This window comes from Vibrio sp. Y29_XK_CS5, from assembly GCF_024181835.1.
Lineage (GTDB): Bacteria > Pseudomonadota > Gammaproteobacteria > Enterobacterales > Vibrionaceae > Vibrio > Vibrio harveyi.
Window position 1 is genome coordinate 346,913 of record NZ_JAMZAM010000005.1, and the last position, 11,814, is coordinate 358,726.

At 44.8% G+C, this 11,814-nt stretch carries 10 protein-coding genes and 4 tRNA genes; 10 read left to right on the forward strand and 4 right to left on the reverse strand.

The features are described from left to right. Nucleotides 1-42: 42 nt before the first annotated feature. On the forward strand, nt 43-663 hold the full coding sequence (locus tag NL647_RS20265; RefSeq protein ID WP_005445057.1) for an L-threonylcarbamoyladenylate synthase: 621 nt from the start codon (nt 43-45) through the stop codon (nt 661-663). Between the two features lie 83 nt (nt 664-746). Here NL647_RS20265 and NL647_RS20270 read toward each other — a convergent pair whose 3' ends face one another. Beyond that, nucleotides 747-1,457, reverse strand: a complete 711-nt coding sequence (locus NL647_RS20270) for a calcium-binding protein (protein ID WP_009698409.1) — start codon at nt 1,455-1,457, stop codon at nt 747-749. A gap of 344 nt (nt 1,458-1,801) precedes the next feature. Here NL647_RS20270 and rluB point away from each other — a divergent pair, with 344 nt between their 5' ends. Further along, complete coding sequence (gene rluB / locus NL647_RS20275) at nt 1,802-2,740, forward strand: 23S rRNA pseudouridine(2605) synthase RluB (RefSeq protein ID WP_005445061.1); 939 nt, start codon at nt 1,802-1,804, stop codon at nt 2,738-2,740. 164 nt (nt 2,741-2,904) lie between these two features. On the opposite strand, the gene NL647_RS20280 is transcribed toward rluB, so the two are convergent. After that, complete coding sequence (locus NL647_RS20280) at nt 2,905-3,225, reverse strand: HI1450 family dsDNA-mimic protein (protein WP_005431208.1); 321 nt, start codon at nt 3,223-3,225, stop codon at nt 2,905-2,907. Nucleotides 3,226-3,227: 2 nt separating this feature from the next. Continuing rightward, on the reverse strand, nt 3,228-3,794 hold the full coding sequence (yeiP, locus tag NL647_RS20285) for an elongation factor P-like protein YeiP (protein WP_005445063.1): 567 nt from the start codon (nt 3,792-3,794) through the stop codon (nt 3,228-3,230). 186 nt (nt 3,795-3,980) lie between these two features. On the opposite strand from yeiP, the gene NL647_RS20290 reads away from it, so the two are divergent. Continuing rightward, complete coding sequence (locus NL647_RS20290) at nt 3,981-4,748, forward strand: nucleotidyltransferase (RefSeq protein ID WP_029790949.1); 768 nt, start codon at nt 3,981-3,983, stop codon at nt 4,746-4,748. Nucleotides 4,749-4,787: 39 nt separating this feature from the next. Here the strand turns inward: NL647_RS20290 and NL647_RS20295 are convergent, their stop codons facing one another. After that, nucleotides 4,788-7,151, reverse strand: a complete 2,364-nt coding sequence (locus NL647_RS20295) for a DNA polymerase II (RefSeq protein WP_110414826.1) — start codon at nt 7,149-7,151, stop codon at nt 4,788-4,790. A 431-nt stretch (nt 7,152-7,582) separates the two neighbouring features. On the opposite strand from NL647_RS20295, the gene uvrY reads away from it, so the two are divergent. The 7 genes from uvrY (at nt 7,583) to NL647_RS20330 (ending at nt 11,503) form a co-directional block, all read left to right on the forward strand. Then, the gene (uvrY, locus tag NL647_RS20300) at nt 7,583-8,227 is read left to right on the forward strand and encodes a UvrY/SirA/GacA family response regulator transcription factor (protein ID WP_005434947.1); all 645 of its coding nucleotides are present in this window, start codon (nt 7,583-7,585) and stop codon (nt 8,225-8,227) included. A 1-nt stretch (nt 8,228) separates the two neighbouring features. Then, complete coding sequence (uvrC, locus tag NL647_RS20305) at nt 8,229-10,061, forward strand: excinuclease ABC subunit UvrC (protein WP_253650617.1); 1,833 nt, start codon at nt 8,229-8,231, stop codon at nt 10,059-10,061. A gap of 46 nt (nt 10,062-10,107) precedes the next feature. Beyond that, nucleotides 10,108-10,665, forward strand: coding sequence for a CDP-diacylglycerol--glycerol-3-phosphate 3-phosphatidyltransferase (gene pgsA, locus NL647_RS20310; protein WP_005445072.1), 558 nt, complete (start codon nt 10,108-10,110; stop codon nt 10,663-10,665). A gap of 400 nt (nt 10,666-11,065) precedes the next feature. Further along, a tRNA-Cys gene (locus tag NL647_RS20315) sits at nt 11,066-11,139 on the forward strand. A gap of 37 nt (nt 11,140-11,176) precedes the next feature. Further along, nucleotides 11,177-11,252: transfer RNA gene (locus NL647_RS20320), tRNA-Gly, on the forward strand. Nucleotides 11,253-11,330: 78 nt separating this feature from the next. After that, nucleotides 11,331-11,417: transfer RNA gene (locus tag NL647_RS20325), tRNA-Leu, on the forward strand. 10 nt (nt 11,418-11,427) lie between these two features. After that, a tRNA-Gly gene (locus tag NL647_RS20330) sits at nt 11,428-11,503 on the forward strand. Nucleotides 11,504-11,814 lie beyond the last annotated feature (311 nt).

The following is an 11,814-nucleotide window of genomic DNA, read 5'->3' on the forward strand; positions in this document are numbered from 1 at the left end:
AAAAAAATATAGAGCCGAGAGGTTCGATAATGAGGAATTACAATGAGCCAGTTTTTTTACGTTCATCCAGAAAACCCACAGGCTCGCTTGATCAATCAAGCAGTAGCAATCATTCGTAACGGCGGTGTTGTGGTGTATCCGACCGATTCCGGTTATGCACTAGGCTGTCAATTGGAGAACAAGCAGGCGTTAGAACGCATCTGTCAGATTCGTCGTCTGGATGACAAGCATAACTTTACTTTGTTATGTCGTGATTTGTCGGAGTTATCTCTGTATGCGCGTGTTGATAACGCCGCATTCCGACTTCTGAAAAATAACACTCCTGGTCCTTACACTTTTATCTTCAAAGGCACAAAAGAAGTGCCGCGTCGTTTGATGAACGCGAAACGTAAGACCATTGGTATCCGTGTTCCAGATAACCGTATCGCACTTGATCTGCTTGAAGCGTTAGGCGAGCCAATGATGTCGACGTCGCTGATCTTACCGGGTAGTGATGTTACTGAGTCAGATCCTGAAGACATCCGCGATAAGCTTGAGCATGCGGTAGATGTGATCCTTAATGGCGGTTATCTTGGTGAGCAACCAACGACAGTGATTGATTTCAGTGAAGGCGATGCTGTTGTAGCACGTGTTGGTTCGGGCGATCCTGCACCATTTGAATAGTTCGCTCTATTGGTAATGAAATAAGAAAGGGAGGCACAGAAGCCTCCCTTTTTTTTTATAAAGCCTATCGCTGAGCATTTAGCTTATGCGAAATCGAAGATATCAATGCCGTGGTGTTCGACGTAGTTCATGTATCCCGCATCAATGCCTTTTAGTGTGACTTCAACATTGAACTGATCGCTTGAGAATACAGCCCAACCAAAATCGTTGTAAGACAGAGTCAGATCGTCGGCGGAATCCAAGAATGTATCGCGAATACCGTCGTCATTGGTGTCTAGACCCATATCAAAGACCAACTTGTCGTGGCAAATATTAAAGTCGAGAATTTCTGCTTTTACTTCAATGTCGTTTGATGAGACGGGTTGGTCTGGCACACCGATGGCAAGGCGATTGGTCATTACGAAAGTGTCATCACCGCAACCTCCAGCGATCACCGAATGACCGTCACCGACCACGACGGTATCATCGCCCCAACCAGCGTTGATGAAGTTGTTACCTGAGTAGTCAAAAATCGTATCGTCGCCACAACCACCAAACAACAGGTCGTTGCCTAGACCGCCAGACAGAAAATCATCACCAGAGCCTCCTGAGATGAGATCATTACCTCGGCCACCTAACAGGTGATCGTCACCACGACCCCCATAGACATAGTCATTACCGCCGTAACCAACAAACTTATCATCGCCGCCGAAGCCAACAAAAATATCGGTCGTGTTCGAACCTAATGTGCCCGTTAGATCGTCATCTGCTGCCGTACCAAATATCCAATTCAGGTCAAGATTTGTATGAGACATTTATTATTCCTTTGTTTTGTTTGAGGGAGCTAGCAAGCTATTGGGTTTTCTTTGTTACCACTCTGATAATTTTATCAGGTAGGTCAGGTTTTTAGAGGTGAAAGGCGACCTATAATAGTGCGGTTCTCGATGGTCTTTGTCTGGTACTAAGTTGGACAAATTGATGAGGGAAGTGTGAGTTTATGACCGATATTTTGCTACGCCAATGTCGACGATTTCGCTTACATTAAGTCGTAGAATCTCGTATAATGTCCGACCGAAAAAATCCCAATAGGTTGGGTAACTTGCACAATGAAGACCAATTCTGGTCTCGACGTCTGTGAAGACGACACATAGGTAGATAAATGAGCGAAAAGTTACAAAAAGTATTAGCACGTGCTGGACACGGTTCTCGTCGTGAGATCGAATCGTTAATTAAATCTGGTCGCGTTAGCGTGAACGGAATCGTAGCTAAACTTGGTGAAAGACTAGAAGATGAGAACAGCGTAGTTCGTATCGATGGTCACATTGTGTCTGCAAAGGCACAAGAAGAAGTGATCTGTCGTGTATTGGCTTACTACAAGCCAGAAGGTGAACTATGTACTCGTCACGACCCTGAAGGTCGTCGCACTGTTTTCGATCGTCTGCCAAAAATTCGTGGCTCTCGTTGGATTTCAGTTGGTCGTCTTGATGCGAACACATCTGGCCTACTGCTTTTCACAACTGATGGTGAATTGGCAAACCGCCTAATGCACCCAAGCCGTCAGGTTGAGCGTGAATACCTAGTGCGTGTGTTTGGTGAAGTGAACGAGAAAAAAGTTCGTAACCTAGTAAGTGGTGTAGAACTTGAAGATGGTATGGCTCGTTTTGAAGACGTAGTACACGCGGGTGGTGAAGGTATGAACCACACGTTCTACGTAGTAATTAACGAAGGTCGTAACCGTGAGGTTCGTCGTTTGTGGGAATCTCAAGAATGTACGGTTAGCCGTCTAAAACGTGTTCGTTACGGTGATATCTTCCTAGACAAGAAACTACCTCGTGGTGGTTGGATGGAACTTGACCTGAAAGAAGTGAACTACCTGCGTGAGCTTGTAGAACTTCGTCCAGAGAAAGAAACCATGCTTGATCTGAACAAAGACAACACATCACGTAAGCGTGAACGTGCTCGTAGCCAAAAAATCCGTCGCGCAGTGAAGCGTCACGAAGAGCGTGTTAACACACCAAAAGGTCGCAGCAACAATCCTTCTCGTCGTAAGCCGAAGAAGACTGCAGGTGACCAAGGTGCACGTAATAAGCATCGTTAATCGATAGCAGAAAATCAGAAAGGCTTGCCAAATCGGCAAGCCTTTTTCTTATCGAGCCTTTCGAGCTTATGAGCTTTCATGTCTTTCAATCATGCTTGTGCAATTAATAAACATAAAAAAACACCAGCATGAGGCTGGTGTTTTTGACCATGATAGGGAAAGCGTTAGTCACGTTTCCAAAGCATATGACAGAACTTATGTTCTGGGTCTCGACTGATTAGCATACGAGCAAAAACGTCATCAAGCACGTCATTTTCCTCGTTTACTAAGCCGATTCGAACTTCTGCATACACTTCTTTGTCGATATCGAAGCCAACGTGTTCAACCCAGTCATCACCAGTTTCAACAAGTTCTGCGGCACCACGATCTTCAAATTGCGCAGTAAACAGAATGACATCAGCGGGCTCTAGGTTATCTGGAGCCATCTCAAGGAAGATGTCGTACGCAGCGTCGATAACGTCGTCGTAAGAAATCAAATCAGACATGCTTATGCTCGGCTCATGTATTTACGTTCAGTCGTGTTAATGATAACACGGTCACCAGTTGCGATGTATTCAGGAACTTGGATTACAAGACCTGAAGCAAAGCGTGCTGGTTTAGTACGTGCAGATGCAGAAGCACCTTTGATTGAAGGGTCAGTTTCTTCAATCACTAGCTCAACAGAAGATGGTAGTTCGATACCCACAGCAGCACCGTTCACAAGGATAATGTGGATACCTTGTGTGTCTTCGTTGATGAACAGCATGTCGTCTTCAACTTCATTGTGCTTGAATGTGTATTGTGAGTAGTCTTCGTTGTCCATGAAGATGTGCTCATCGCCGTCAGCGTATGAGTACACAACTGCACGTTTGTTCATTTCTACTGTTTCAACAACATCATCAGACTTGTAACGCTCGTCTACACGAGCACCAGTGTTCAGATCTGTACAACGCATTTTGTAGATTTTAGCGCCGCCACGACCGCCAGGAGTCGTTACTTCGATGTCTTTAACTAGAAGAGTTTTACCATTAGACTCGATTGCGAAGCCTTTTTTGATTTCACTTGCCTTTGGCATTGTATTTTCCTATTACACTTATTAAGCAAAACTTGGTGATTATAGCGCTAAGTTCTTTGTCTGGCATTAAAATTCCACTCAGTAATTTGAACATTAATAAGGAGATGAATAGGCTTGATCCAAACGTAATGCTGGTGGATCATATAGCCCTTCGTCCGTTAAAAGCTTGAGATCGCGTTTTCTTCAATGTCTCTCCCTATTATCGATCCAAAACATCCTTTCCAACCTGAATTCGAACCTCTGCTCAGAGAAGTTCTCGCATGCCTAAAAGGTGGGCTTGGCGCAAACTTGCACAGTGTTTACGTCTACGGTAGCGTGGCCCGTAAGTCTGCGGTCGCAGGTAGATCGAATCTTGATATGGTGGTTGTGACAAAGGCGGACTTTGAAAACAACCGCGCCACGTTACTAAACACCATCAAATGGCGAGCACAGCAAGGGTATCCTCACGTGAAAGGGGTGTCGATTCGCACGGCGTTGGTCAATGAAGTAGCCAATCTCGATAGCATTTTTACTTGGGGTTTTATGCTCAAGCATTGCTGTGTGTGTGTTTATGGTGATGATCTGGCAGATTGCTTTGGTGATTATGTACCAAGTTGGGAGATTGCCAAGCACTGGAACATGGATGTGGAAGATTGGCTATCGGTGTATCGTACCAAGATTGTACAAGCACAAAGTGTTGAAGAGCTGGTCAGTGCTCAAGTTGTTATCGCCAAGAAACTGCTTCGCGCTTCGTATTCTTTAATCATGTATCGTGATAAACGTTGGTTTGACGACCCGCTTAAATGTGGCGAAGTGTTTTTGCAGTATCACCCAGAAAAGCAACTTGAGATAGAACGCCTTGGTATTCTGCTCTCTGGACGTCCTATCCCTAAACGCTCTGTGGTTGGGTTATTGGACGGTTTTGGCGATTGGTTAGTAAAGCAATATCAGAAAACCGAATTCCGCATTGGTTAACGCCAACAGCGTTAGCGCCTTTCCAATTTCGAATCTGATTTAGAACAGCCCCATCTGTGGTGCAGATAACTGCTCGAAGTCTGTGCCAATGAACGGCAAAATAGCGTCCGCGATCGGTTTTAGCTGTTTATCAATATAATGCTGATAGTCGATAGGGCTATTACGGTACTCATGCGGTTCTGGTCCGTTAACAGTGATCAAATATTCAATTCGACCACGGTTTTGATACTGCAGTGGTCTGCCTAATTTAGCATTGATGTCATCGGCTAAGCGCGCAGCGCGTACTTGTGGCGGAATGTTCTTTTGGTATTCGTGCAGCTTGCGACGTAAGCGCTTTTGATAAACCAATTGATCATCAAACTCGCCACTATTGGTTTTTTCAACCATCTCTCGTACGTAATCACTCGGATCTTCACCATGGAAAATCATTTGGTACAAGGTGTTTTGGAAACGCTGCGCCAGCGGTGTCCAGTCGGTGCGTGCGCTCTCTAACCCTTTAAAGATGATACGTTCTTTTTCACCTTCACCAATTAGACCAGCGTAGCGTTTCTTTGAGCCAGTTTCTGCGCCTCGAATGGTCGGCATCAAGAACTTGCGATAATGGGTTTCGTATTCTAGCTCAAGAATCGAATTGAGATTGTATTCATCACGAAGGTGATCACCCCACCATTGATTAATGTAATCGACCAGTTCATTACCAATCTTATCGGCATCTACTTGGCTATACGGGCCATTTAACGACACAAAAGTTGAATCGGTATCGCCATAAATCACTTGATAGCCTTTGGCTTCGATCAGCACCTTGGTTTGTTTCATAATTTCGTGCCCACGCATGGTGATGCTTGAAGCAAGGCGGGTATCAAAGAAACGACAACCGGAAGAACCAAGCACGCCATAGAAAGAGTTCATGATGATTTTGATAGCTTGCGAGAAGGCTTTCTCATTGTTCTTCTTTGCGACGTCGCGGGCTGCCCAGAGCTTTTCGATCATCTCGGGTAGAAAGTGTTTCGAGCGATGGAACTGACCACCACGAAATCCCGGTACCGCTTCATCTTCTGCTTTGCCGATTTCAAGCTGTAAGCCCTCGACCAAACCCATAGGGTCAATCAAGAATGAGCGAATAATAGAGGGGTAAAGACTCTTAAAATCGAGCACCAATACGGAATCGTAAAGGTTCGGGATAGAGTCCATCACATAGCCCCCTGGGCTGGCGATCCAGTTTTCTGGATGCAGGTTTGGGGCAACATAGCCTGCTCGGTGGATTTGCGGCAGATACAAATTGGTAAATGCGGCCACTGACCCCCCAACGCGGTCTAATTCCACACCTGTTAGGCGGGAGCGTTCTATCGCGAAGTCGAGTAGGTGAGTGTGGTCAAAAATCTTGTTAACCAACACACAATCTTGCAAGTTGTATTTAGCGAGAGACGGCTTGTCTGAACGGTACATGCGATTGATTTCATCCATTCTGTCATGCACGTTATGAATTTCTTTACCTTCGCCAAGGAGTTCTTGTGAAACAGACTCAAGTGACCAAGAACGGAAATGGTAGGTCGCGGTTTTGAGCGTATCGATACCATCCAGCACAACACGACCAGGAATAGAGATAAAGCCCTGTTGGCTTTGTGCTGAGCTGCGGAAGAAACTTGGCTGGTCTGCACGACCTAATATCAGCTTCATGTTATGCCACTCTGCGCGCTTATGCAGCAGACGGAAATCGAAGTCGATAACGTTCCAACCAACAATCACATCTGGGTCAAATTGCTTAAACCACGCAATTAAAGCATCGAGCAAAGCCTTCTCATCTTTTACCCATTGAATTGGCGTCTCTGCTTGTTCCGGTTCGCCAATCATAATCACGCGTGAATCAACAGGGCTATCTAAACCAATCGAGTAGAGAATGCCTTTCTCTGAGCATTCCAAATCTAGAGAGACCACATGCAGCTTAGGTTGGTATTCACCTGTGCGACACTTTGCATTTTGAATGCGTTGGAAGCCGTTTAGTGATTGTTGGTTACCGGTAAACTCCATACTGCCTTTGATAAAGCGTTCCATCAGATAACGATCGGCAAGTCGTACATCGCCCTCGAAATGGACGATGTCGTTTTGCTTCAGTTCATCTTGTAGAGCGAATGCGTCTTTCGTGGTCTGGGTATAACACGCGGCTAAAGGAGTTAGTTGGAAGTTCTTTAACTCAAGCGAGCGTATGTCGACAGCAATTTGCTTAGAAGTGGCAAATCGCTTGGTTTGCTCGATTTGTGCTTGCTCGATAAAGAAGACCGGTCTTTCTCCTTGAATCAACAATTGGGTCGGACCATTCTCGGTCGAAAGCCAAAGCTCAATTTGAGTTTGACCTTTGATGTCTCGGGCTTGTCGAGTGAGAAGGAAGCCTTGTTGGATATTCAATAGAGAAACCTTGTAAATCAATGAAGCACGTATTCTATCATTAAGAACTGTAAAAATAACCAGTGAAATAGAGTGGTTGTATTTCGCAGGTTAAAAGGACGTGTTGCGGGAGTACAAAAGCAGAGATAACCCGCTTATGGAATAACCATTTATAGGTGATATTGCGTTTCGCTGAGCAAAGTGAAATCTAGTTGCTTGATTTATTGGAGTTTATGTTGTTAATTAGCTTGTCTTAAAATTCGGCTTTGCACAGAGCACACTCAAATAATAGAGTGGTTTATGAATAAGTTCTTGCCAAACTTTGCGTTTAAGCACATATTCATAGAAAGCAATTTTTTGTCTTATGCGTTAGTATATAGGCACTCATACTGATATCCACATTGACCAAAGTTATGTGGGTGCAGAGCCAATAAAAGTGTGGAGATACAAGTTTGATAAATGTTTTCCTTGTAGATGATCACGAGCTGGTTCGCACAGGGATACGACGTATTATTGAAGACGTCCGTGGAATGAACGTAGCAGGAGAAGCTGACAGCGGTGAAGAAGCAGTAAAATGGTGTCGCAGTAATCATGCAGACGTCGTTTTAATGGATATGAACATGCCAGGAATTGGCGGCTTGGAAGCCACTAAAAAGATTCTTCGCGTGAATCCTGATGTAAAAATCATCGTATTAACCGTTCATACGGAAAATCCGTTCCCAACTAAAGTGATGCAGGCGGGTGCTTCTGGTTACCTAACCAAAGGTGCAGGTCCTGATGAAATGGTTAACGCAATTCGTGTGGTTAACAGTGGGCAGCGCTACATCTCGCCTGAGATCGCGCAACAGATGGCATTGAGTCAATTCTCACCAGCCTCAGAAAACCCATTCAAAGACCTATCTGAACGCGAACTGCAGATCATGATGATGATCACCAAAGGGCAGAAAGTTACGGATATTTCTGAACAACTGAATTTAAGTCCAAAAACAGTCAACAGCTACCGCTACCGTCTGTTTAGCAAATTGGACATCAATGGTGACGTTGAGTTAACACACTTAGCGATCCGCCACGGAATGCTGGACACCGAGACCCTTTAGTGTGAATCAACCCTTCGATTCGGCTTCCTTTCTCAAGACAGTAACTCATCAGCCCGGCGTTTACAGAATGTACAACGCCGAGGCTGTTGTTATTTATGTCGGCAAAGCCAAAGACCTGAAAAAGCGTCTCTCCAGTTATTTTCGCAAGAAAGTCGACAGTGAGAAGACACGTGCACTCGTCAGTAATATTGCCAAGATTGACGTCACGGTGACCCATACCGAGACGGAAGCGCTCATCCTTGAGCACAACTATATCAAGCAATATCTACCGAAATACAACGTACTTCTGCGTGACGATAAATCGTACCCGTACATTTTTATCAGCGGTCACAAACATCCGCGACTGTCTATGCATCGTGGTGCGAAAAAACGCAAAGGTGAATACTTTGGACCGTATCCGGATTCGGGCGCAGTACGAGAAACCTTGCACTTATTGCAGAAAACGCTTCCTGTTCGACAGTGTGAAGACACCGTGTATTCCAACCGAACGCGTCCATGTTTGATGTATCAAATTGGTCGCTGCGCAGGTCCGTGCGTGAGCACGATTATTTCTGATGAAGAATACGACGAGCTGGTGGGGTTTGTTCGTTTGTTTTTGCAGGGTAAAGATAAACAGGTACTTGAGCAGCTTATTGAAAAGATGGAAGTGGCAAGCCAACAGCTTCGTTTTGAAGACGCGGCCAAATTCCGTGACCAGATCCAAGCGATTCGACGTGTACAAGAACAACAGTACGTTTCAGAAGACAGCATGGATGATATGGATGTACTTGGCTTTGCCCAAGAAAACGGTATTGCTTGTATCCATATCTTGATGATTCGTCAGGGTAAGGTGCTAGGCAGTCGTAGTCATTTCCCTAAGATTCCACAGAACACTAGTCAACAAGAAGTGTTTGATAGCTTCCTTACCCAGTACTACTTGAGCCATAACGAGGCGCGTACCATTCCTTCTCGTATTATTTTGAATCAAGAATTGGGTGGCGATATAGAGCCTATCCAACAAGCTCTAAGTGAAGTGGCAGGTCGTAAGGTTCAGTTCCATACCTCTCCAACGGGTTCACGGGGTCGTTATCTAAAACTTTCCAATACCAATGCGCTTACTGCCATTACGACCAAAATTAATCACAAGATGACCATTAACCAACGCTTCAAAGCGCTGCGGGAAGTTTTGGGGATGGAAACTATTGCTCGAATGGAGTGTTTCGATATTTCGCACACTATGGGTGAAAGCACCATTGCCTCTTGTGTGGTTTTCAACAGTGAAGGTCCAGTTAAGCAAGAGTATCGTCGTTACAACATCACCGGAATTACTGGTGGCGATGACTACGCAGCGATGGGGCAAGCATTGGAGCGTCGTTATTCGAAGCAACTCGATGTAGAGAAGATTCCTGACATTATCTTTATCGATGGTGGTAAAGGTCAGTTGAATCGAGCGCACGAAATCATTGCTCAATATTGGGTGGATTGGCCTAAGCGTCCGACCATGATCGGTATTGCGAAAGGGGTAACCCGTAAGCCAGGTCTTGAAACCTTAATTACCGTAGATGGTGATGAATTTAACTTGCCAAGCGATGCTCCAGCATTGCACCTCATTCAACACATCCGAGATGAGAGCCATAACCATGCCATTGCAGGGCACAGAGCGAAACGTGGAAAAACGCGTCGTACCAGTGCTTTAGAGGGAATTGAAGGGGTTGGACCAAAACGCCGTCAAGCTTTGCTCAAATACATGGGCGGTTTACAAGAATTAAAGCGTGCAAGTGTCGAAGAAATCGCCAAAGTACCGGGAATTAGTCACTCTTTGGCAGAAATTATTTTCCAAGCATTGAAACAATAAGGAAAATCCCGCAACATTAAGCCGCAATGTGTAAGAGAATAATAAAATGCGTTTGAATATCCCGAACATTCTATCTCTACTAAGACTGTTCCTAATCCCAGTTTTCGTGGTTGTTTTCTATCTACCTTACTCTTGGGCACCGTTTGCAGCAGCAATGGTTTTCTGGGTCGCAGGTTTTACTGATTGGCTCGACGGCATGTTGGCTCGTAAGCTAGGTCAAACATCGCGTTTTGGCGCTTTCATTGACCCAGTAGCAGATAAGGTTCTGGTAGCAACAGCGTTGATTTTGATCACGGAGCATTACCACACCATTTGGGTGACTATCCCAGCTGTAACAATGATAGCGCGTGAAATCATTATCTCCGCATTGCGTGAATGGATGGCAGAAATCGGGAAACGAGCCAGCGTCGCAGTTTCTTGGGTTGGTAAAGTAAAAACGGTATCGCAAATGTTCGCTTTATGGGTACTGATTTGGCGTTACGATGATTGGATGGTGTGGCTTGGCTTTGGTGCTTTATATGTAGCAACCTTCCTGACGTACTGGTCAATGGTTCAGTACTTAGCTGCGGCGAAAGATGATCTCCTTAATGAAGAACATCATTAAAACAATCCATCACAAATAGCATTTTAAAAAGCAGGCTCTATCGCCTGCTTTTTTTCTATCTCGATTTTATGAGTGAATTTTATGTGATCTAAGTCTTGTTTTTGTTCTGTCAGCACTTGGCGATGGTTTATGGCTTTGATTATCAACACTTGAAATAGAAAATCCCCCAAAGAGATAGGGCGGTGGAGAAGCCCAATATTCATGATAAACAAGTGTATTTGGTGTGGTTTCAGTATCAAAACTAATCAATTTACCGTCTTTCGCACAAATTCTGGTCAAACGATTTAAAAAAATAAAAATAGTGTTGACTCGATCGCTCGAATCCGTAGAATGCATCCCGTACCCAAGAGAGCAAAGCTTGAAAGGGTGGTGAAAAAAGTTAAGCTTTCTTCACAAATGAGGCGCCTTGGCAGAGTGGCTATGCAGCGGATTGCAAATCCGTGGACCTCGGTTCGACTCCGGGAGGCGCCTCCATTATTCTTTTGAGAGTGAATGACTTTCGAGAATAAATGCGACACTAGCTCAGTTGGTAGAGCGCAACCTTGCCAAGGTTGAGGTCACGAGTTCGAACCTCGTGTGTCGCTCCAAATTAAAATGATATGGCAATTAGCGGTATCAGATGGTGTTTTACTTTTCTGTAAAGGCATCACAAAGAATATTTGTGTGCCCTGGTGGTGGAATTGGTAGACACAAGGGATTTAAAATCCCTCGACGTTCGCGTTGTGCCGGTTCAAGTCCGGCCCGGGGCACCATCTCAAATCTGCGACACTAGCTCAGTTGGTAGAGCGCAACCTTGCCAAGGTTGAGGTCACGAGTTCGAACCTCGTGTGTCGCTCCAGATTTTAAAGCCCAGCATCTATGCTGGGCTTTTTCATTTCTGTTGTTTTCTTTTCTCTGAGCTTCTTCTTTCCTTCCATGCTGGCATAGATACCTCTGCCGCGTACTTTATTTATCCTGAATTTCCTTGCTCTTTACTACGCACGAAATACAGCCTCAACTAATCACCTTCACGCGTTTACTTTTCTGTCGAGGTTAAGAAGACCTTCTGCGATGCACATCAATGTTGAGGTAAATTAGTCCAGTAAACGTTTGCTGTGATTGTGATCTCAGTCAATATGCAACCTGTGAAAAGATATTGCCAGAAGATTT

Excerpts from the sequence above, each read along its gene's own strand:
- NL647_RS20265 (WP_005445057.1), top strand. The coding sequence starts at position 43 with ATGAGCCAGTTTTTTTACGTTCATCCAGAAAACCCACAGGCTCGCTTG.
- NL647_RS20270 (WP_009698409.1), bottom strand. The coding sequence starts at position 1,457 with ATGTCTCATACAAATCTTGACCTGAATTGGATATTTGGTACGGCAGCA.
- rluB (WP_005445061.1), top strand. The coding sequence starts at position 1,802 with ATGAGCGAAAAGTTACAAAAAGTATTAGCACGTGCTGGACACGGTTCT.
- NL647_RS20280 (WP_005431208.1), bottom strand. The coding sequence starts at position 3,225 with ATGTCTGATTTGATTTCTTACGACGACGTTATCGACGCTGCGTACGAC.
- yeiP (WP_005445063.1), bottom strand. The coding sequence starts at position 3,794 with ATGCCAAAGGCAAGTGAAATCAAAAAAGGCTTCGCAATCGAGTCTAAT.
- NL647_RS20290 (WP_029790949.1), top strand. The coding sequence starts at position 3,981 with ATGTCTCTCCCTATTATCGATCCAAAACATCCTTTCCAACCTGAATTC.
- pgsA (WP_005445072.1), top strand. The coding sequence starts at position 10,108 with ATGCGTTTGAATATCCCGAACATTCTATCTCTACTAAGACTGTTCCTA.